Source organism: Bacillus sp. FJAT-50079 (genome assembly GCF_018343515.1).
Taxonomy (GTDB): domain Bacteria; phylum Bacillota; class Bacilli; order Bacillales; family Bacillaceae_C; genus Lederbergia.
This window is the reverse complement of the sequence record NZ_JAGYPD010000010.1, coordinates 1-21,072: the sequence shown is the minus strand read 5'-3', so window position 1 is coordinate 21,072 and position 21,072 is coordinate 1. Positions and strand designations below refer to the sequence as shown.

Sequence of the window (21,072 nt, the reverse complement as noted above, 5' to 3'; positions counted from 1 at the left end):
CTACCCTTTTGCAAGCGGTAAAAATGGTCCGATAATTAATGATTCGGGTGGGGTGTCAAAAGTCGAAGCGAGCTGGATTGAATTGGCATCCCCAATTAAAAACAATGATGAAGTTGTTACACCGGTAATTTTCACTTCACCAACACAAAGTTCTCGATTGACAACATTAAGTTCCATTGTATCCCTTTCCTTTCTCATTATTTGCTGTTTGTATAATAAAGGCACGGACAGCTTGATCGATATCTGCTACAATCGTTCGATATAATCTTTCGCCAAGCTGTTCCTCAGATCTGTCTTTGTCTTTTTGATGACTAAAAAATTGAATATAATGTTCGGTGCGTGTAGGCAATTGTTTGCGAATATCATCTTGAATCATTGCAATATGTTGAGGAGCAAGCTTTATCCCCGTTTGTTTCTCCGTTTCGTGAATCACTGATTTTACATCATTTTCAATATAATCATTCAGACGGCTTGTCAGTATTTCCTTTTGCTCCTCATTAAATTTGACGGGAGATGGTGGCTGTGAAGGAGTAGGAATGGCTACGTCTTCAATCTGTTTCAAATCAGCAGGATTTAAACCAATATTCAATGTACCTTCCAATGTTTCGACTTTTAGTTGGTCAAATTTATATTCAAGTCTTTCCACTGTGATCCCAGGTTTATCTTTTAATTTCTTTACTTCATTTTCTAAACGATCTACTTCTTTCCGTAGCTTTGCTAGTTCATAATGTTGTTGGTTTACATATTCATAGAGCTGCTGTATACAATACTGAACATCCACCATATCACCGCCTTTCCTATACGACCTGCTTTTGCATTACAGCGGAACAAAACTTGTCTCTGCCAGTTCCTCTTGCGTTTCTTGCCCGATTTTTAAAGCTTCGGGGGCAGCAGTTTGGAATTCTCCAGTATTATATAAATAGGAGGCTGGTGTAATCATCCCTGATGTGCCAATTTGAAAAACGGAGGAGTTTGAAATCCCCCCGATTTTTATCATATGAATATGGATGGATTGTTGAACATTAATAATCATTGCCAACCCTCCTAAAGATTTAGAAGCAACGGTTGATCAACGGCATCATTGTCATACGTATTCGTCGATGAAATTTCATTTGTAACGGTAATATCTTCGCCGGTTATGAAAGATCCCGCTCCCGCGTAGGTTTTTGAGTTACTGAAAGGATTAATTAGAAAAACATCCCCAATATGAAATACGGCCGCCGAACTAACGTTAATTATTTGAACGGCACCGACAAATCCAGGCATAACCGTTCACATCCTTTCTTAAGCTCTACTATCATATTTTATGAGAGGAAAAAGAATTTGTGATAAAGTCGCCCAGAAGTTACAATGAGAAGGTGTAGAAAAAGAGGCTTCAGGAGGAAATACATATGCGTGTTACAATGGAACCGATTCGTTCCAATCAAAGAATCCAATCACTTGATGTGTTGAGGGGCATCTCGCTACTTGGAATTTTACTTGTAAATATGATTAGTTTTCATACTCCATTTAGTTATTACAATCCATATGAATGGTTTAAATACAGTGATTTAACCGTATATTCATGGATTGATATTTTCGTACAAGGGAGCTTTTATCCAATCTTTGCGATGATGTTTGGCTATGGAATGGTCATCATGCAAGAACGAGCTGCGGTTAAAGATGTGTCGTTTTGGAAGATAAGCATTAGAAGATTGATTGTTTTATTGCTTTTTGGAATCATCCATGCCTTTTTGATTTGGTACGGTGATATATTGATGACATACGCTCTCGTTGGGTTACTGCTTTTATTATTTTTAAAAATGTCGGGACGGGCTCTTCTTTGGACAGGTTTTCTTCTTTACTTCCTCCCGCAGGTTTTCATTGGCACATTATTTATCGCCTATTCTTATATTGGCGATGGAACACTTGCTGATTTTACCGATGTTGCGGGTTTGCAAATATCAGCTGACACGTATGCGACAGGTAGTTTTTTAGAAATAACGAGGCAAAGGTTTTTAGACTGGTCTTTAAATGTTGGAATAGATGGGATTTTATTACTCATCTTTATTATTTTGCCTTTAATGCTAATCGGAGCAGGGGCGGCAAAACTTCAATGGCTTAGACGGGCAAATCAGCAAAAATTGAAATGGGTTTTAATTTTGCTTTGCACATTGCCGATTGGACTCGCGGTAAAAATGCTTCCCTTCTATATAAAACCTTCGATTACGATTCAATATGTGCAAGATATGATTGGAGGTCCAATTCTTGGTTTCAGTTATATTGCGATTATTATATTACTGATGAATAGCAAAATTGTTGCGAAACTATTGAAGCCGGTTGCATCTGCTGGAAGAATGTCGTTAACTATCTACATCACACAATCAATCATTGGGACGCTTATTTTTTATAGCTATGGGTTTGGGTTGTATGGTCAAGTATCGATGGCAGTGGCTACATGGCTCGCGATTGCTATTTACATTATTCAAGTGATCTTAGCTGAAATTTGGCTCTCGAAGTTTCGGCAAGGGCCGATTGAAAAATTATGGCGATGGATGACATATGGAAAAATGAAACAGGGGTGATCATAATGAAGTTTATGAGTTTTATGGTGGATGAAAACGAAAAATATGGAATCGTAGACGAAGCAAGACTGGGTGTATGGGATATCGTGCAGTTTGCAAAAGATCAACAAATCGACTATCCTGCATCGCTTCAAGAAATGATTGAGGGCGGCGAGGATAGTGCTAAGCTTGTTAAAGAGCTTTATCGTAAAGCGAGCGAAACTGAACAATATTTCTTATCGTTTGATGAGCTTACTTGGTTAGCTCCGCTTACAAGACCGAGAAAGAATATTATGTGTGTCGGGAAAAATTATCGTGATCATGCGATTGAAATGGGAAGTGAAGCTGATATTCCTGAGCATGTCATGGTCTTTACAAAGGCTCCTACGACTGTAACTGGACATCTTCAGTCCATCGAACGTCATGAAAAGCTCACTTCAGAGCTTGATTATGAAGGGGAGCTCGCCCTCGTGATTGGGAAAAAGGGAAGAAATATTGCTCGTGATAAAGCATTGGACTTTGTTTTTGGCTACACCATTATTAATGATATTACGGCAAGGGATTTGCAGCAGCGGCATAAACAATTTTTCATCGGTAAGAGCTTGGATACGTCATGCCCGATTGGTCCTTGGATCGTTCATAAAGAGGAATTACCAGAACCAGGAAAGTTATCGATTACGACGAAAGTAAATGGGGAAATTCGTCAACAATCGAATACGGAGCATTTTATTTTTCCGATTGAAGAAATCATCTCTGTCCTTTCTAGAGGAATGACACTAGAGCCAGGTGATATAATTGCTACTGGAACGCCAGCAGGTGTAGGAAAAGGTTTTAAGCCGCCACGTTTTCTCCAAAAAGGTGACGAAATTGAGATTGAGATTGAAAAAATCGGGAAATTGAACAATATTGTGAAATGAAGGGCTACCATTCCTAATATGAAAACAAATTATGATAAGATAAGAGACAATGGCATTAAACGTTTTATAAAAGGAGGAATGTTAGGATGTTTGAAAACACACATGCCCATATTTCGACATGGGTGATTGCGCTCATTTTATTTGTTGTTGCACTTATTTTACACAAAAGCGGCAATAAAAAAGCGACAAAGATCGTTCAAATGATCTTACGATTGTTTTATTTATTAATCATGGCAACGGGAATTATTTTATTTGTAAAATTCAGTGGTGGAGATCCAGCGTTATATGGGATTAAGTTTCTCGGCGGGCTCGTCGTCATTGCAATGATGGAAATGATTTTGGTACGTATGGGGAAAGGAAAGAAGACCGGAGTTTTTTGGGCTATCTTTCTCATTGCTTTAATTGTCACGTTTTTCTTAGGTGTTAAGCTTCCACTCGGTTGGTGGTGGATCAAATAAGTTAACTCGAATCAGCAGAGTTTCCTCTTTCTAAAAGCGGCGGATGAAATCAAAGGGAATTCAAACTTCCTGTACCTGACGCTTCGCTTATAGTACATAAAGATTTGCTGATTCAAGTTAAGCCTCTGGCGAATGTCACAAATTATTAGAGGAGCTTAGGAAGGCAACCTAGTTCGCCGCGTCCAGCGGCAACGGCTGCATACCCGCATCCTGCGGGTATGAGCTCGAAATGATTTGGACGCAATTACGTCGAGGTGCAGTAAATAGAAGCCGCTTTTGAGCGGTTTTTTTAGTTTAGAAGAAATGTCTTTATATTTCGAATAATCGTTGTTAGGAGGTTGACATCGTTGTTTAAAAAAATCATTGCACTCACATGTATTGGAACCCTGCTTTTTAGCTTTTCTGTTGCTGCAAACGAAAAGGACGAGCGGGTATGGAAAGATGAAATTATTTATTCATTAATCGTTGATCGATTTAATAATGGAAACGAAGAAAATGATTTTGATGTTAATATGCAGGACCCATATAGTTTTAATGGGGGAGACTTTCAAGGGATTATTAATAAATTAGATTATTTGCAAGATATGGGCTTCACAGCCATTCAATTATCACCGATTTTTGACAATGGGGAAGGCGGATATCATGGTGAATGGGTTATCGATTATTACCAAACAGAGGAACATTTTGGCACAATTGAAGAATTGAAAAAGCTTATAAATGAAATGCATTCTCGTGGTATGAAATTAATCCTGGAATTCCCTATTCATCAAGTCGGGAAAGAACATCCATGGACGACGGGTCCTGATAAAAAGGAGTGGCTTCAATATGAAGGGGAAGCTCCTTATCTCGCACTCACTAATAAAGAAGTACAGCAATATTTAATTGAAGCGGCTTTATGGTGGCAAAAGGAAACAGAGCTAGATGGTTATTTTTTACATGACATGACGGATGTACCATTATCTTTTGTAGAAAATTTTGTAACGGGAATAAAAGCGGCTGATCCTAATTTTTATATTTCTGCATCAGGCACAACCGTATCATATGAAGAGATATCAAATTATCTAGAAGCCGGCATTGATAATTTTATGGATACTAAACTAAACGCACCACTGAGACAAGCATTTGCACAGCCTGATCAATCATTACAGCCTATTTTTGAGGTTGTGAACGAAAGTAAAGCGACGGTTCGTGATCTTGGGCAGTTATCTGCATTTTTCGATGATCGTTATATGGAAAGATTTACACGTGATATGGTGAACGCAAACGAATATCCTGGCCCTCGCTGGAAGCTGGCGTTAACGTATATGTACACACAACCAGAAATTCCAGTTATCTACTATGCATCCGAATTAGCGGTGGATGGTGGAATGGAACCGGAAAACCGTTCATTAATGGGTTTTCGGGCCGATCAGGAATTAATCGATTTTATTGTGAGGCTAGGAGAAGTGCGTCAAGAACAAAAAGCGTTAACGAGAGGAACGATGGAAGTATTATACGAAAACAATGGGATGACCATTTTTACACGTGAATACGAAGGAGAAACGGTTGTTGTCGCTATTAATAACACGACGAAAGACCAATCGGTTTCCATTCCTGTCGATCAGTTTGAAGAAGATAAAGAGTTACGTGGTTTAATCGGAACAGATATGGTACGTACCGACACAGGAGAGTTTAATATTTTTGTTGGGAGAGAAACATCAGAAATATATAAAGTAGTTCCAAAAAGCGGCTACAATATTCCATTTATCCTCTCGATCTTTTTCATTTTTATTGCCTTTGCTTTATTCTTATATATTGCTTGGAAACGTGGAAAAAAACAAGTTTCGTAATGGTTGTTAAACACGGGGGCTGTCCAAAAGTCAAAAGAACGGACTTTCTTGGACAGCCTTTTCAATTTTACCTATTTGTTAAATACACTGGTCGAGCATATTCTCGCGATACTCGTTGCTTCGTTCATTTTTTATTGAAGCATACTAGACGGAGATATCTTGAACATCAGCTTAAAAATAAATCTAGTTCCTCACGAAGAATGAGTCGGATTTTTGATACCCCTAATTAATTAGGAGTGGCTTGTATCTTGTTCGAAATGGCTCGTAAATCTGGGAAAGTGGCTTGTATCTTGTTCGAAGTGGCTCGTAAATCTGGGAAAGTGGCTTGTATTTTGTTCGAAGTGGCTCGTAAATCTGGGAAAGTGGCTTGTATCTTGTTCGAAATGGCTCGTAAATCCAGAACAGTGGCTAGTATCTTGTTCGAAGTGGCTCGTAAATCCAGAACAGTGGCTAGTATCTTGTTCGAAGTGGCTCGTAAATCTGAGAAAGTGGCTTGTATCTTGTTCGAAGTGGCTCGTAAATCCAGAACAGTGGGTTGTATCTTGTTTGAAGCAGCTCGTAAACCTGATGAGTAGCTGTTCTCGCGGTTAGCAATCGCTCAACCTAGTAAAGTTACTAAAGCGAATGGAGAAAAACGGCTCAGTTTTCTCCATTCGCTTTATTTAATCTCTACCCGTTAACAACTTCTCCGCCGTTGACGTGGATGATTTGCCCCGAGACGTAGCTTGAGTCAGCAGATGCAAGATAGACGTAAGCGGGGGCAAGTTCATATGGCTGACCTGGACGTTGCATCGGTTGGCTTGAACCAAAGGTACTCACTTGTTCGGCGGTGAAGGTGGAAGGGATTAATGGTGTCCAAATCGGACCTGGTGCCACTCCGTTCACACGAATTCCTGTTTTAGCGAGTGAATTTGATAATGCTCTAGTAAACGATACAATCGCTCCTTTTGTAGCGGAATAATCAATTAAAGTTGGATTACCTTCGTAGGCAGTGATTGATGCTGTATTAACGATCGTGCTGCCAGCTTTCAGATGAGGCAGCACAGCTTTCGTTAAAAAGAAATAAGAATAAATATTTGTACGGAATGTTTTTTCTAATTGTGCTTCCGTAATATGTGAAAGACTTGGTTGTGGGTGCTGCTCTGCTGCATTATTCACGAGCACATCAATTTTGCCAAAGGTAGCAATGACTTGATCTACGATGTTTTTACAATGTGCTTCTTGCCCGATATCTCCTCTAATTAAAAGGCATTTTCTGCCTTCCTTTTCAATTAGCTGCTTTGTTGTTTCAGCATCTTGGTCTTCTTCTAAATAGCAGATCGCGACATCCGCGCCTTCTTTTGCAAAATAAAGCGCGACCGACTTGCCGATTCCACTATCCCCACCTGTAATAATCGCTACTTTTTCAGCGAGTTTTCCACTTCCTTGATAAGCAGGATTTACCGATTTAGGCTCGGGATTCATCTCTGTTTCAACGCCTGGCTGATGATCTTGCTTTTGCTTTGGTAATGTTTGTTTTTGCTGCTGTTGCTTCATCTTTTGATCACTCCTATAATAATAAACTCCATAAAAAAGACGGGCATATGTTTGATATACCCGTCTGCTTCATAATTTATTCTTTTATCTATAATTGACGAATTGCACATCGATCGATAAGTCCGCTGCTCGAATCGCACTAATTACCTGCTGAAGATCGTCTCTGTTTTTCCCTGTTACTCGCACTTGTTCATCCTGGACTTGGCTCTTTACTTTTAACCCGCTGTTTTTAATGATCGCATTAATTTTTTTGGCGTTCTCCTTGTCAATTCCTTGCACTAGCTTCGCCCTTTGGCGAACATTTCCGCTAAAGGCATTTTCAAGCTTGCCATAATCAAGGTTTTTCACAGGGACATTGCGTTTAATGAGCTTGCTTATTAATACATCCTTTAATTGAGAAAGTTTAAACTCATCGTCGCTGATGAGTACAAGCTCACCGTTTTCTAGGGTAATATCGCTAGAACTCCCTTTAAAATCATAACGTGTTTTAATTTCTTTCATGGCGATACTAATTGCATTTGTTACTTCTGATAGATCTACTTTTGAAACAATATCAAATGAATTTTCCTTTGCCATCTCTTTCCTCCACCCCCGGCTTTTTCTTCATTATAGACAATTTTGTTTATAAAAACAAAGCCCCGAAGCTGTTGAATAAGCTTTGGGGCGAAAGCATTTAAAGATGACCTGTTTTCTTTGAATATTGATGTTTTCCAGCTTTGCGATTTTTTTCACGCACGCTATTTTTCACTTCATGTGCTGCCTGATTATCCCGAGCTTTTTTGTCGTTGTCTGAGGTATTATAACGCATGTAAATGCTCCTTTCCAAAGAGGCTTAGAAATTAGTATAACCAGAATGGAAAGAAATCATTTTGCTTGTTCATTTAAAAAGAAGAGGGCGAGGGTGCCAGGTCCAGCATGTGATGCAACGACTGCACCGATTAAATTAATATAAAATTTCTTCGTTCCAAATCGTTCTTCAATCATCTTTTTGACTAATAAAGCTGTTTCTTCATCATCCCCATGGCTAATTCCAATCCGCTGATTTTCCAAATCAACACCGCGTTCTTCCATAAGATCGATCATTCGCTTGATTAATTTTTTCTTGCCGCGAATCTTTTCAATCGGAACGAGTTTTCCATTTTCCACGTGAAGAAGTGGTTTGATATTTAATAACCCGCCGAGAAAAGCCGATGCTTTTGAGAGGCGGCCACCTCTTGCTAGGAAATCCAAATCCTCTACTGTAAATAAATGTTCCATATGATCGCATTGAGATTGTAAAGTTCGAATGATTTCCTCTTTTGAAGCACCGTTTTTAATTAACTCGACTGCTGATTGGACGACTAATCCGAGGCCAAGAGAAATACATTTCCCATCAATGATCGTTAAATCGAGATCTGGATATTCTTCCTTTACTTGCTCACTAACCATCATAGCTGTCTGATACGTACCTGATAACTCAGATGACAAAGGGATATAAATGCCGGGCTGTCCGGATTTGGCCAAATCTGTAAAAAGTTCTTGTAAAAGCTGTGGTGAAGCTTGTGATGTCTTCGGCATTTTTCCATTGCGAATTTGAGTGTACAAATCTATTGGCTTAATCGTTTCTAGATCTCTATATTCTTGATCGTCAATATGTACTTGCAGGGGAATTAGTTGAACATTATTTTCTTGAAAATAAGATAATGGTAAGTCGGCCGCACTATCAGCAAACAATTTAATTGTCATATATCTCACCTTTCCGTTGCACTTTTCTTAAGTGTACTGGCTTTATAGGAAAAGTACAATATGAACCGTGTTTACAATGATGAATTATGTGAAAAACTAATATAGATGTTTTTAAATAGAGCATAAAGGTCAGAGAACGATAAAGTTGTTTTTGGATTTTTAAAAACTTAACGATGAGGAGGGAATGTATGAGGAGTCAGCAGTTTTCGATTTGGGAACATGTAAAAATAACGGTTGTTATTATCCTTGGCGCATTATTAACTGCGATTGGGCTAAATTATTTTTTAATTCCAGCAAACGTATATGCGAGTGGTTTAACGGGAGCGGCTCAATTAGTTGCCAATATCGTCGATGATTTTACCACTTTTCATGTTTCCACAGGGATCTTACTATTTGTCTTTAATATTCCAGTTATTATTTTAGCATGGAAAAAAGTAGGAAAGGCATTTACATTGTATAGTTTCATCTCGGTCATCTTCATTTCTCTGTTTTTGGAAATTATCCCGATTCAAAGCGATTCCGCAGATATTATGCTTTATGCGGTATTTGGGGGAGTCATTACAGCGGTGGGAATAGGGATTACGTTAAAGGTTGGTGCTTCGACAGGAGGGTTAGATATTATCGCGATGGTCCTATCGCGTATGCTGAATAAATCAGTCGGGACGTATTTTTTTCTCATAAATGCAATTATCATTATTTCGGCAGGAGCGATTTATGGATGGGATAAGGCATTATATACATTGATTTCGTTATATGTGACAACGCGGGTAATTGATACGATTCATACGCGTCATCAAAAATTAACAGCGATGATCATTACGAAGAAAACCTCGGAATTAAAAGAAGCAATCCATGCTCGCATGGTACGAGGAATTACGGTCGTACCAGCAAAAGGGGCTTTTTCAAATGAGGAGAAGGAAATGATGATCATCGTCATTACCCGCTATGAATTATTCGAATTAGAACATATTATTAAGGAAATTGATCCACATGCTTTTACAAATATTGTTCAAACGACCGATGTATTTGGCTTTTTCCGAAAAGAATAAAGCGAAAGCGCATATCGAGAGGCGCTTTCGCTTTATATCATTGAAGGCGATCAAGCGTATCTTGAAACTCACGAAGCTGCCGCTGTTGTGCGAAAGTTGAATTGGCAAAAGCTGATGAAACGGCATTTTTTGCGACTGCTAGTGCTTTTGCCTGTTCATGAGGATCGTTATTTTCAGAAGCAAGTGTCTGGGCCAGTTCTACGAAATGTCTTGCTTCTTGAAAAAGTTGATCTTTTCCCATTATTCAATTCCTCCCAGCGTAGGGTCCGTGATTTTCTTCTCTTCTGCCTCTGCTAAAGTCGATCGGTACGGAAAACGTTCAGCATGTAGCTCTACTGCATTTTTTCCTTGATGGATGAAGCGCTTAGACTTGCTCCTTTTGCTCAAATCCAACACCGCCTTTATGAAATTAGAGAGAAACGCTTGCTGCTTTCAACATATATTGTGCACAACGATTGCTTCAGTGACCCGAGAAAGTATTGCCAATTTCTTTGGAAATTCAAATAATGAATGATAAACTTAAATAATAGGAAATGGTTGGAAAAGGGGAGAAGATCATTGATTGAGATTCATCACGAACAAGTAGATAAAATACCGCTTCTACATATCGTTAAAGCAACGAAAAGGCAGGAATCACTTCCACTTGTTATATTTATCCATGGATTTACCTCTGCAAAGGAGCATAATCTCCATTACGCTTATTTACTAGCTGAAAAAGGTTTTCGCGTATTATTGCCTGAAGCTAATTTGCATGGTGAACGAAATCATGGGCTTGCTCTAAATGAAATGACCTATCAATTTTGGGATATTGTTATACAAACGATTGCGGAGCTAGCACAGATAAAGGACGAATACATAGCGAAAGGGCTTGTCGATCGTGACCGAATTGGACTGGTGGGCACTTCAATGGGAGGAATCGTCACTTTTGGTGCTTTAACTCAATATCCATGGATAAAGGTTGCTGTTAGTTTAATGGGCTGTCCCGCTTATGAACAGTTTGCCCGCCTGCAAATTTCACAATTAAAAAATACTGGGGTGAACATTCCTTTTTCCGATGAGAAACTAGAGGAAATGTATGCACATTTAAAGAAATATGATCTTACTCAACAAAAAGAAGCAGTCGCTAATCGACCAATTTTATTTTGGCATGGAAAAAAGGATCCTATTGTTCCATTTCAGCCTACATATGAATTTTACGAAGAAATAAAAGATCAAAATCCCGCGCATATTCGTTTTATTGTTGATGAACAAGCGGATCATAAAGTGAGCAGAGAAGCATTTTTACAAACAATTGATTGGTTTGATCAGCATCTCTAATGAATAAACACTTTTTAGTTTGTTTTTCCAGTAGGTTTGGTATGATAGAGGTAGACGGATTATTTGGAAGGAGTGTTGATTGATGGATGAAGCAATGAAAGAAAATATACTTGGTGCTCTGGAACAAGTCATTGACCCTGAGCTTGGTATTGATATAGTTAATCTTGGTCTTGTTTATGAAGTGGACTTAGATGAAGATGGTAAGGCGACCGTTACGATGACGCTCACATCGATGGGTTGTCCGCTTGCAGGAGTGATTGTTGATCAAGTGCAAGCTGCATTAGCAGATATTCCTGAAGTGAAGGAAACTGAGGTTGATATCGTTTGGAGCCCACCGTGGACAAAAGATAAAATGTCCCGCTATGCCAAAATTGCGCTCGGCATTTCTTAATATCTGTTTGACCAATGTTAGATGGGGAAAAATATAGCGGAATGCTCTTTACGAGCTTCCGCTATTTTTACATTGAAGGAGTGGATAAAAAAGTATGGATTTAAGTAAAATGACTACGACTGTTCAAGAAGCATTTGCAGAAGCTCAACAAACGGCTGTCCGTCTTAACCATCCGGAAATAACAATCACTCATCTTTGGAAAGCTTTCTCAGAAAAAAGCGATAGCTTATTAACCAATTTATATGAACGAGCGGGTGTGCCGCGCAGCAGCTTACAATTAGAAATTGATCGACTTATAAACAAGCTACCACAAGTGACTGGAAAAGGGATAAAAGGCGGACAATATATAAACTCAGAATTACAGCATGTCCTGCAAAAGGCGGAACAAGTAAAGGCAGATTTTACGGACGAATATCTTTCAATCGAACATTTTATTCTTGCATTAATGGAACTTAAAAATAATGAGCTTTTCTTATTTCTACAAAGGCAAGGGGTGACGAAGCAAGCTTTGCAAGCGGAAATTGAACAAATGAGAGGAGGACAGCGTGTGGAATCTCAAAATCCAGAAGCTACATATGAGGCGCTAAAGAAATATGGCAGAGATTTAGTTGCAGAAGTAAAGGCAGGGAAAATTGATCCCGTCATTGGCCGCGACAATGAAATTCGAAATGTGATTCGAATTTTATCGAGAAAAACAAAAAATAATCCCGTGCTAATCGGTGAACCGGGTGTCGGGAAAACGGCGATTGTTGAAGGGCTAGCGCAACGAATCGTCAGACGAGATGTGCCGGAAGGCTTAAAAGATAAAACCGTATTCTCACTTGATATGGGAGCGCTCATTGCCGGTGCTAAATTCAGAGGGGAATTTGAAGAAAGATTAAAAGCTGTACTCCATGAGATCAAGAGCAGTGAAGGAAAAATTTTGTTGTTTATCGATGAAATTCATACGATTGTTGGTGCGGGAAAAGCAGAAGGCTCGATGGATGCTGGGAATATGTTGAAGCCAATGCTTGCAAGAGGTGAGCTTCATTGTATCGGTGCCACAACACTTGATGAATATCGGCTGTATATTGAAAAAGATCCAGCGTTAGAACGAAGATTTCAAAAGGTGCTCGTTCCAGAACCAACGGTTGAAGATACGATTTCAATTTTACGGGGATTAAAAGAACGGTTCGAGATTCATCACGGTGTAAATATTCATGATCGTGCCCTTGTTGCTGCTGCCACTCTTTCAGATCGCTATATTACCGATCGTTTTTTGCCTGATAAAGCGATTGATTTAATTGATGAAGCATGTGCAAATATTCGTGTTGAAATTGATTCGATGCCAAGTGAGCTCGACGAAGTAACAAGACGAGTCATGCAATTGGAAATAGAAGAGGCGGCATTGCAAAAGGAAGAAGATGAAGCAAGCAAGGAAAGACTTCAGCTTTTACAAAGGGAGTTAGCCGAATTTAAAGAAAAAGCACATCAAATGAAGGCGAAATGGCAGACCGAAAAAGATGAAATTATGCATCTCCAGGAAAAACGTGAGCAATTAGATAAGCTCCGGCGTGAGCTAGAAGATGCAGAAAGCGAGTATGATTTAAACCGTGCCGCCGAGCTCCGTCATGGGCGAATTCCCGCGCTTGAAAAAGAATTGAAAGAGCTTGAAGAACAATTGGCGATGAAACAAGAGGATGAAAATCGCTTAGTAAAGGAAGAAGTAACCGAGGAAGAGATTGCTGATATTGTGTCAAGATGGACAGGGATCCCCGTTATGAAGCTTGTGGAAGGGGAACGAGAAAAATTATTGCGGTTAGAAAGTATATTACATGAGCGAGTGATTGGTCAAGACGAGGCGGTGGAGCTTGTGAGCAATGCGGTTTTACGTGCGCGAGCAGGCATTAAAGATCCGAATCGTCCGATCGGTTCTTTCATTTTCCTTGGTCCCACAGGTGTGGGGAAAACCGAGTTAGCAAAAGCGCTAGCTGCAACATTGTTTGATAGTGAGGAACAAATGATTCGCATCGATATGTCGGAATACATGGAAAAGCATGCTGTCTCAAGGTTAATTGGAGCGCCCCCAGGATATGTCGGCTATGAAGAAGGCGGGCAATTAACCGAAGCTGTACGAAGGAAGCCATATTCGGTTATTTTACTTGATGAAATCGAAAAAGCTCACCCCGAAGTATTTAATATTTTATTGCAAGTGCTTGATGATGGAAGGATTACTGATTCTCAAGGAAGGCGGATTGATTTTAAAAATACGGTTATTATAATGACGTCCAATATCGGTTCAGCTTATTTATTAGAGCGTGAACAAGATGAAGAGATGATTGACGAAAAGACGAAAGAGCTTGTTCTCGGTCAATTGCGCGGATCGTTCCGACCGGAATTTTTAAATCGGGTTGATGATATAATTTTATTTAAACCGTTAAGTTTAGCAAACATTGCTGGGATCGTTTCGAAATTAGCAGGGGAATTACAAGCGAGACTGAATGAACAATATATTCAGTTGGAGATCACGAAAAAGGCAAAAGAATTTATCGCCGAAGCCGCTTATGATCCTGTTTATGGGGCTAGACCGTTAAAACGCTTTTTACAAAGCAAGATTGAAACATTGGTCGCAAAGGAAATCATTGCTGGACATGTTCATCCATACGATACGATCGTTGTTAATGTGGAGGATGACCAATTAAAAATCAATATAAGAAAATAAAAAAACTCGCTCATATGCGAGTTTTTTTATTGCTGTTCTGATGGTGGTGCTGGAGCTAAAGTAGCAACTAAACAAATCAAAATAATTGCTCCAATTGCTAATATTGATGCGGTTCCAAACTCATATGGAGTACCAAGCATTGAATTTGCTACGTATGCAAGCATATGAGTAAGAGCGAATCCCCAAATAAAAGTCCAAACAAATTTCATTCTATCCACCTCAATTCCAAGAAAGATATCTATGTAGTTATTTTCACGAGTATCTCGACCAATCAATAATACCATAGTTCCTAAAAATGATAAAGAAGCAAAGCAGGAAAGCTTATGTTTTTTTTACATAAGATGGTGATAGGAAATATTAAGGAGGATCCATCATGAAAAAAGCGATTGTATTTGCCGCAAGACAGCCGATTGGTTTCAAAGCATGCGTTCAACTTCTTGATCAAGGCTTGCTCGTTGATGCGCTTGATCATGAAATGTGGCAAACGGAAAGACATGTAGAGCAATGGATGTTGATAGGTAGAAATGCCAACCTCACATTAACACTGTACAATGATGAAAATGAAGGTGAAATGGAACGATTTGATTCGATACCGATTAACTATGTGATTATTCCTCTAATTGATTATTATGAAAAAGGAGATGATCGACTTCAAATACAATTGATTCGCTTAGTCGAAATGTTTTATCAGACTAACCGATGTGATGACACATTATTTATTTTTCTACAACCGACTGCGATGGATCGAAGTGGGCAAGCGATGTATGAAAAAATAGAAATGATGAAAGAGCAGTTGAAACAGCATGCTAATATCATTGAATATTTTATAACGAATCATACGTTGAATTATGAAAAGAAGATAGAAGCTTTACAAACATCTCTACCGGAAGTAGATCAATTTGAACAATATTTCTTTGGAAAGAGTAGATGATTGACAAATCGATGAAGAATAGATAAAAAATGAAAGAGTAGCTGGTGAAAAAAACTCCCAAAATTATACGTTGATATGTTATTATGCTTGGTGTTATAATTAGTACCAAGTCTTAATATGTGATGACAAAGTGATGTAAGGGAAAGTAGGGATTGTTACGATGAATGCCGGAATTATCGGAGTAGGTAAATACGCACCTGAAAAAGTGTTAACGAATAAAGATTTAGAGAAAATTATGGATACATCTGATGAATGGATCAGAACAATGACAGGAATTGAAGAGAGAAGGATCGCGTCTGATGATGAATCGACGTCAGATATGGCCTATGAAGCAGCGAAGCTTGCGATCGCGGATGCAGGAATTAGCCCAGAAGAAATCGATATGATTCTTGTCGCAACAGTTACACCTGACCGCCCGTTTCCGACTGTTGCATGTATTCTCCAAGAAAGACTTGGATGTGTGAAGGCTTCAGCTATGGATGTAAGTGCTGCATGTGCCGGCTTCATGTATGGGATGGCAACAGCGAAGCAATTTATTGAAAGTGAAACGGCAAAATATATTCTCGTCGTTGGAGCTGAGAAATTATCAGGAATTACTGATTGGAAGGATCGTAACACAGCGGTGCTCTTTGGTGATGGTGCTGGTGCGGCTGTTTTAGCGCCCGTTTCCGAGGGACGCGGCATCTTGTCATTTGAGCTTGGTGCAGATGGGACAGGAGGAAAACATCTATATCAAGACGAATACATTATGATGAATGGACGCGAAGTGTTTAAATTTGCCGTTAGACAAATGGGAGAGTCATCAATTAACGTGCTTGAAAAGGCTGGATTAACAAAAGACGATGTTGACTACTTAATTCCTCATCAAGCGAATATTAGAATTATGGAATCGGCAAGACAGCGCCTTGATTTACCTGAAGAAAAAATGTCAAAATCGATTCGAAAATATGGAAACACATCATCCGCTTCGATTCCAATGGCTTTAGCTGAAGAATTAGAAGCTGGAAAAATTAAAGATGATGATATAATAGTAATGGTTGGATTTGGCGGCGGTCTTACATGGGGAGCCATTACATTAAAATGGGGTCGCTAAAAAGTAGAAGTTAATCTTCTTGATCGGAATAGAAGGAGATGGTAAAAATGAAAAAAAGAGTTGTAGTAACAGGTATTGGTGCGGTATCACCGTTAGGAAATGATGCCGCAACAACATGGAAAAATATTATTGCTGGACAATCAGGTATTGGTCCGCTTACAAGACTTGATGCTGAACAATATCCGGCAAAAGTAGCGGCGGAAGTAAAAGATTTTGATATTGAAAAATACGTTGAACGAAAAGAAGCAAGAAAGATGGACCGTTTTACCCATTATGCGCTTGCAGCCGCAATGATGGCGGTTGAGGATTCAAAACTGACAATCGATGAATCGAATGCAACCGATGTTGGTGTATGGATCGGTTCAGGAATTGGTGGACTTGAAACGTTGGAAAATCAATTCGAGACGTTCCAAAAAAGAGGATATCGCCGCGTTAGTCCGTTTTTCGTTCCAATGATGATTCCTGATATGGCGGCTGGACAAGTTTCCATCTATTTAGGAGCGAAAGGTGTGAACTCTTGTACAGTAACTGCATGTGCAACGGGAACAAATTCAATTGGTGATGCATTTAAAGTCATTCAGCGTGGAGATGCGCAAGCGATGATCGCTGGGGGAGCAGAAGCGCCAATTACACGAATGTCCGTAGCAGGGTTTTGTGCAAACACAGCATTATCAACAAATCCAGATCCAAAAACAGCGAGCCGCCCATTTGATTTAAATCGTGACGGTTTCGTTATTGGGGAAGGGGCAGGAATTATTGTTCTTGAGGAACTTGAGCATGCGTTAAATCGCGGTGCACATATTTATGCCGAAATTGTTGGTTATGGTGCGACGGGTGATGCTTATCATATTACGGCTCCAGCCCCTGGTGGTGAAGGCGGCGCTCGTGCAATGAAAATGGCGATCAACGATGGTGGACTTGCACCTGAGGACATTGATTATATTAATGCACATGGTACAAGTACTCCTTATAATGATAAGTATGAAACGATGGCAGTGAAAGAAGTATTTGGTGATCATGCTTATAAGTTAGCCATAAGCTCGACAAAATCAATGACAGGCCATTTACTTGGCGCTGCCGGTGGAGTTGAAGCGATATTTACTTGTCTAGCGCTTAAAGAAGGAATTTTACCACCGACAATGAATATTGAAACACCTGATCCTGAATGTGATCTTGATTATGTTCCAAACGAAGCACGTAAGGCGGATGTAAAAACTGCTTTAAGTAATTCACTTGGCTTTGGCGGTCATAACGCAACACTTGCATTTAAAAAATATGAATAATTGTTCAAGGCGATCATATCGAATGAACCACAGTCATTTTTTGACTGTGGTTTTTCAAATTCACTTAACTTTCCAATTGCAAGTGTTTTCCTTTATTTCATATTTTACGCACACCAAGTTTCCAAATGTAAATATCATAAGTAAAGGAGGTGCGCTTATGGGAATCATAAAAACCGATGAGTGGCTTGAGGAGCATTTTACTAATCCATTCAAGCTTTGTGAACTTGCAGTACCAGAAGTTGATAGCCGAAGTTTTTACTATTACGTAAAACGGTTTGGGATGTATGAGCCATCAGAACAAACAAGGGATGTAGTTAAAAAATTGAAAGAGCAGGATGTTTGGAATAAAGTTGATCGTTTTTATCGTTTATACAAGAAAAAGTGGAGTGGACCAGAAGTAGATATTTATATTTTTCCCATTGATCTACATCAATCTTTTTTTCGGGAGCGCCTAAAAGGCCGATCCGGGCTTGCATATAAAAATAAAATTTTTTTATTTTTAACAGATGAAAAAGATGAGAAAGGGTGGGAAGCATTATTCATTCACGAATATCATCATGCGGCGAGGATGGCGAAACAGAAAAAGGAAATATCCGAGTATACATTGCTTGATTCGTTAATGATTGAAGGATTGGCAGAACATGCAGTGCTTTTATATTGTGGTAAGAAATTTACAGCAAGATGGGAGAACGATTTTTCTAGTGAAATGCTGAAATATTATTGGAAACACATATACGAGCCAAATGTAGCAGCAAATAGAGAGAGCGTGTTACATGATGATCTATTGCTTGGGCGAAGAAGGATCCCGAGAATGATGGGCTATGCGATTGGTGGCAAATTGGTCGATGGCTATTTGAGAAATAACTCTCTATCAATAAAAGAGTCATTTGATATTCAAGCGGAAAAATTGCTCGTAAATAATCACTTTTTAGACGAATAAGCCTTCCAAATCGGAAGGTTTTTCTATTGATGACGACTATCTATAAAATATCCGACATAGTAATGAATAGTAGCTGAACAAAAAAGAGTGGGCGTGTGGTGATCTAATGATGTTTCGAACAATCGTATTTCTTATTGGTTTCGGACTAGCTGTCGCAGGAGGAGTAAGTACGATTGCATATTTAAATTTATTGGCAGCAGGACACTCATATATCGATTTTTTATTATATATCGCTCGTCGACCGGAATGCTATTTATTACCATTTGGACTGTTGGTTATTACGATTTCCCTATATATACCTAGTGAAAATGGATACGAGGAATAATTTTATTAAGAGCTGCCTATACTGATTGACAAATAGTTATGAAGCGAGGGGTTCGGAATGCTATATCTTCATGATGTTTGGGTAAATTGGTTTGAAGGCGAAGAGAACGGATACAGTGTTTGCCATTTTCATGAGTGGCGAAGAGGGGAAGATGTAATAGAGCTACTTGATCAAGTACCTTTATTAATCGTTGAGCCTGATCTTTTTGATTATATTGAAAACCACTTGGCTGAATTGCCAGAAGCATTATTAAGTGATATTCATAAAAAAGCATATTTACGGAAAAACCATGAACGAATTCAATTGGAATACTGTTTCGTTGTGACAGATGGCATGGGAATACTAGCAGTTGATACGATTGGCTATTCGATTCCGTTAAGAAAAAGCAGACTTATTCCAAGGCAAGAGCAGCTGGCATATGAGATGATCGCAAATAATAAGCCTGAAAAATACAAATATAATCAAGAGGTAGCTAAAAAGGAGCATAATATTCTATCACCTGCACCTGAATTAATGTTCGGGTTAACGAGGAGAGAGCGGCAATTAAAGCAATTAATGTTTATGGCGCTTGAACAGCTGTATCATTCAAAAAGTACACCGGAAATTCGTTATTGGTATACAGAATGGAGTCCGCATAAATATCATGATATTCAAAAAATGGAGTTTGAAGAGATTTGGACCTGTTTGTATGAAGAAGTGAAGCTAGGTTGGAATGAAAAACATATGACATTATGTGAAAATTTAATAAAGGGGCAGCCGTTTTTTGAGAAAATGTGGGAAAGTGAATGCAATCCAAAGGTAAATTGAAAACTGTTGATTTCCGCTCCAGGCACTTCGCTTTCCGCGGGGCGAGTGGCAAGCTAGGACGTTAAATATGTTTTCCTTCACCGCTTGAAGGAAATTCGTAGCATTTCGGTGAGCCTTCGTGCTTTCCGCTAAAAATCAACATTAAAAGATTGAAAAAAGACGATTCTATAAATCGTCTCAGACTGTAGACAAACACAGAAATTTAGGTGTTTGCCTACGGTCTTTTTTCTTTTAAAATAGTGGTAACCTAGGAAAGTTGATTTCCGCTTCGGGCGGACGCGTTCCGCGGGCACGGCTTCAGCCGCTTCCCTCGCTGTGCTCAGTCCAGGGTCTTCAGCTCGCGCTGTTCCCGCAGGAGTCGCCGCCCTACGCTCCAATCAACGGTATTTCTTATTAAAAATAGGAGGTGATGGATATGATGACGAAGAATCAAATCAATGAGCGCGAACAGTTGGAAATGCTGACCATAGAGCAGTTGGTTCCTCAAAATCATCTAGTTCGCAAACTAGATGCGGCTATTGATTTCTCCTTCATCTATCCATTAGTTGAAGATCTTTACTCGACCATCGGTAGACCCAGCATAGATCCTGTAGTGCTGATCAAGATGACATTCATTCAGTATACCTTCGGCATCCGCTCCATGCGCCAGACAATCAAGGAAATTGAAACGAACGTGGCATATCGCTGGTTTCTAGGCTTTGGCTTTCATACCGAGGTTCCTCACTTCTCCACGTTTGGGAAAAACTATGTCCGTCGATTTGCAGATACTGATCTGTTCGAGCAGATTTTCTATAAAGTTCTAAACGAAGTGACAAATCGTGGGCTTCTCAGCCCAGATCATGTCTTCATTGATTCGACCCATGTTAAAGCGAGTGCGAATAAGAGAAAGTTCGAGAAGAAGGTTGTTCGTAAAGAGACGCGAGCTTATGAGAAGAGGCTCCAGGAGGAGCTCAACCTTGATCGTGAAAAGAACGGGAAGAAACCATTCCCACCGGAAAAGTTTGAAACAGAAGAGTACAAGGAGATTAAAGAATCGACAACGGACCCTGAGAGTGGTTATTACGTTAAGGATGAACGGACAAAGCAATTTGCCTATTCTTTTCACGCTGCTACGGACGAGAAGGGATTTGTACTCGCAAACATCGTCACTCCAGGAAATGTTCACGATAGTAATATGCTTGAACCGCTAGTCCAGAAAATCATCGACCAGGTAGGACGTCCAATCGT

Annotated in this window: 27 protein-coding genes; 16 read left to right on the top strand and 11 right to left on the bottom strand. The window is 39.4% G+C overall.

Features of this window, described 5'->3' with window-relative positions; genetic code table 11:
- The 4 genes from KHA95_RS21650 to KHA95_RS21635 are packed head-to-tail and all read right to left on the bottom strand — an operon-like array spanning position 1 to position 1,266.
- A complete protein-coding gene (locus KHA95_RS21650; protein ID WP_213139658.1) occupies positions 1–177 on the bottom strand; it encodes a spore gernimation protein GerPD in 177 nt (58 codons plus the stop codon).
- Positions 167–784 carry a spore germination protein GerPC gene (gene gerPC, locus KHA95_RS21645; RefSeq protein WP_249317185.1) on the bottom strand — a complete coding sequence of 206 codons (618 nt, stop codon included), beginning with the start codon at positions 782–784 and terminating at the stop codon, positions 167–169. The genes KHA95_RS21650 and gerPC overlap by 11 nt, the downstream gene beginning before the upstream one ends.
- Before the next feature lie 33 nt (positions 785–817).
- The gene (locus tag KHA95_RS21640; RefSeq protein WP_213139656.1) at positions 818–1,033 is read right to left on the bottom strand and encodes a spore germination protein GerPB; all 216 of its coding nucleotides are present in this window, start codon (positions 1,031–1,033) and stop codon (positions 818–820) included.
- Between the two features lie 11 nt (positions 1,034–1,044).
- Entirely contained in the window at positions 1,045–1,266 is a 222-nt protein-coding gene (locus KHA95_RS21635) for a spore germination protein (RefSeq protein ID WP_213139655.1), read from the bottom strand.
- Between the two features lie 125 nt (positions 1,267–1,391).
- Here KHA95_RS21635 and KHA95_RS21630 point away from each other — a divergent pair, with 125 nt between their 5' ends.
- The 5 genes from KHA95_RS21630 to KHA95_RS21610 all read left to right on the top strand — a co-directional run bounded on the left by KHA95_RS21630 (position 1,392) and on the right by KHA95_RS21610 (position 6,322).
- Positions 1,392–2,564 (top strand): DUF418 domain-containing protein, encoded by a 1,173-nt coding sequence (locus tag KHA95_RS21630; protein WP_213139654.1) that lies wholly within the window; start codon positions 1,392–1,394, stop codon positions 2,562–2,564.
- Positions 2,565–2,569: 5 nt separating this feature from the next.
- Complete coding sequence (locus KHA95_RS21625) at positions 2,570–3,460, top strand: fumarylacetoacetate hydrolase family protein (protein ID WP_213139653.1); 891 nt, start codon at positions 2,570–2,572, stop codon at positions 3,458–3,460.
- Between the two features lie 86 nt (positions 3,461–3,546).
- Complete coding sequence (locus KHA95_RS21620) at positions 3,547–3,918, top strand: YisL family protein (RefSeq protein ID WP_213139652.1); 372 nt, start codon at positions 3,547–3,549, stop codon at positions 3,916–3,918.
- A gap of 347 nt (positions 3,919–4,265) precedes the next feature.
- A complete protein-coding gene (locus KHA95_RS21615; protein WP_213139651.1) occupies positions 4,266–5,747 on the top strand; it encodes an alpha-amylase family glycosyl hydrolase in 1,482 nt (493 codons plus the stop codon).
- 248 nt (positions 5,748–5,995) lie between these two features.
- On the top strand, positions 5,996–6,322 hold the full coding sequence (locus KHA95_RS21610; protein ID WP_213139650.1) for a hypothetical protein: 327 nt from the start codon (positions 5,996–5,998) through the stop codon (positions 6,320–6,322).
- A 94-nt stretch (positions 6,323–6,416) separates the two neighbouring features.
- Here KHA95_RS21610 and KHA95_RS21605 read toward each other — a convergent pair whose 3' ends face one another.
- From KHA95_RS21605 to KHA95_RS21590, 4 genes are all read right to left on the bottom strand, one after another.
- Positions 6,417–7,283: an SDR family oxidoreductase gene (locus KHA95_RS21605; RefSeq protein WP_213139649.1), complete on the bottom strand. Its 867-nt coding sequence runs from the start codon at positions 7,281–7,283 to the stop codon at positions 6,417–6,419.
- A gap of 84 nt (positions 7,284–7,367) precedes the next feature.
- Positions 7,368–7,859, bottom strand: a complete 492-nt coding sequence (locus KHA95_RS21600) for a YajQ family cyclic di-GMP-binding protein (protein ID WP_213139648.1) — start codon at positions 7,857–7,859, stop codon at positions 7,368–7,370.
- Positions 7,860–7,956: 97 nt separating this feature from the next.
- Complete coding sequence (locus tag KHA95_RS21595) at positions 7,957–8,091, bottom strand: DUF3941 domain-containing protein (protein WP_213139647.1); 135 nt, start codon at positions 8,089–8,091, stop codon at positions 7,957–7,959.
- Positions 8,092–8,147: 56 nt separating this feature from the next.
- Positions 8,148–9,008 (bottom strand): DegV family protein, encoded by an 861-nt coding sequence (locus KHA95_RS21590; protein ID WP_213139646.1) that lies wholly within the window; start codon positions 9,006–9,008, stop codon positions 8,148–8,150.
- A gap of 188 nt (positions 9,009–9,196) precedes the next feature.
- Here KHA95_RS21590 and KHA95_RS21585 point away from each other — a divergent pair, with 188 nt between their 5' ends.
- Positions 9,197–10,057: a YitT family protein gene (locus KHA95_RS21585; RefSeq protein WP_213139645.1), complete on the top strand. Its 861-nt coding sequence runs from the start codon at positions 9,197–9,199 to the stop codon at positions 10,055–10,057.
- Between the two features lie 37 nt (positions 10,058–10,094).
- Here the strand turns inward: KHA95_RS21585 and KHA95_RS21580 are convergent, their stop codons facing one another.
- Positions 10,095–10,298 carry a DUF3813 domain-containing protein gene (locus KHA95_RS21580; RefSeq protein WP_213139644.1) on the bottom strand — a complete coding sequence of 68 codons (204 nt, stop codon included), beginning with the start codon at positions 10,296–10,298 and terminating at the stop codon, positions 10,095–10,097.
- On the bottom strand, positions 10,298–10,444 hold the full coding sequence (locus KHA95_RS21575; RefSeq protein ID WP_213139643.1) for a competence protein: 147 nt from the start codon (positions 10,442–10,444) through the stop codon (positions 10,298–10,300). Before KHA95_RS21575 ends, KHA95_RS21580 begins: the two co-directional genes overlap by 1 nt.
- 171 nt (positions 10,445–10,615) lie before the next feature.
- Here KHA95_RS21575 and yjfP point away from each other — a divergent pair, with 171 nt between their 5' ends.
- The 3 genes from yjfP (at position 10,616) to clpB (ending at position 14,466) form a co-directional block, all read left to right on the top strand.
- A complete protein-coding gene (yjfP, locus tag KHA95_RS21570; RefSeq protein WP_213139642.1) occupies positions 10,616–11,374 on the top strand; it encodes an esterase in 759 nt (252 codons plus the stop codon).
- A gap of 82 nt (positions 11,375–11,456) precedes the next feature.
- Positions 11,457–11,765 (top strand): metal-sulfur cluster assembly factor, encoded by a 309-nt coding sequence (locus KHA95_RS21565; RefSeq protein ID WP_213139641.1) that lies wholly within the window; start codon positions 11,457–11,459, stop codon positions 11,763–11,765.
- Between the two features lie 94 nt (positions 11,766–11,859).
- Positions 11,860–14,466, top strand: a complete 2,607-nt coding sequence (clpB, locus tag KHA95_RS21560) for an ATP-dependent chaperone ClpB (protein WP_213139640.1) — start codon at positions 11,860–11,862, stop codon at positions 14,464–14,466.
- A gap of 26 nt (positions 14,467–14,492) precedes the next feature.
- Here the strand turns inward: clpB and KHA95_RS21555 are convergent, their stop codons facing one another.
- Positions 14,493–14,675: a YjzD family protein gene (locus KHA95_RS21555; protein ID WP_213139639.1), complete on the bottom strand. Its 183-nt coding sequence runs from the start codon at positions 14,673–14,675 to the stop codon at positions 14,493–14,495.
- A gap of 164 nt (positions 14,676–14,839) precedes the next feature.
- On the opposite strand from KHA95_RS21555, the gene KHA95_RS21550 reads away from it, so the two are divergent.
- The 7 genes from KHA95_RS21550 to KHA95_RS21520 all read left to right on the top strand — a co-directional run.
- Positions 14,840–15,397 carry a hypothetical protein gene (locus tag KHA95_RS21550; RefSeq protein ID WP_213139638.1) on the top strand — a complete coding sequence of 186 codons (558 nt, stop codon included), beginning with the start codon at positions 14,840–14,842 and terminating at the stop codon, positions 15,395–15,397.
- 160 nt (positions 15,398–15,557) lie between these two features.
- Entirely contained in the window at positions 15,558–16,490 is a 933-nt protein-coding gene (locus tag KHA95_RS21545; RefSeq protein ID WP_213139637.1) for a beta-ketoacyl-ACP synthase III, read from the top strand.
- Between the two features lie 47 nt (positions 16,491–16,537).
- Positions 16,538–17,773, top strand: a complete 1,236-nt coding sequence (gene fabF / locus KHA95_RS21540) for a beta-ketoacyl-ACP synthase II (protein WP_213139636.1) — start codon at positions 16,538–16,540, stop codon at positions 17,771–17,773.
- A 157-nt stretch (positions 17,774–17,930) separates the two neighbouring features.
- The gene (locus KHA95_RS21535; protein WP_213139635.1) at positions 17,931–18,713 is read left to right on the top strand and encodes a DUF2268 domain-containing putative Zn-dependent protease; all 783 of its coding nucleotides are present in this window, start codon (positions 17,931–17,933) and stop codon (positions 18,711–18,713) included.
- A gap of 106 nt (positions 18,714–18,819) precedes the next feature.
- Positions 18,820–19,038 (top strand): YuzI family membrane protein, encoded by a 219-nt coding sequence (locus KHA95_RS21530; protein ID WP_213139634.1) that lies wholly within the window; start codon positions 18,820–18,822, stop codon positions 19,036–19,038.
- A 57-nt stretch (positions 19,039–19,095) separates the two neighbouring features.
- The gene (locus KHA95_RS21525; protein WP_213139633.1) at positions 19,096–19,845 is read left to right on the top strand and encodes a YjbA family protein; all 750 of its coding nucleotides are present in this window, start codon (positions 19,096–19,098) and stop codon (positions 19,843–19,845) included.
- A gap of 415 nt (positions 19,846–20,260) precedes the next feature.
- Positions 20,261–21,072 (top strand): transposase (locus KHA95_RS21520; protein WP_213136950.1); only part of this gene is annotated, 812 nt, incomplete at its 3' end.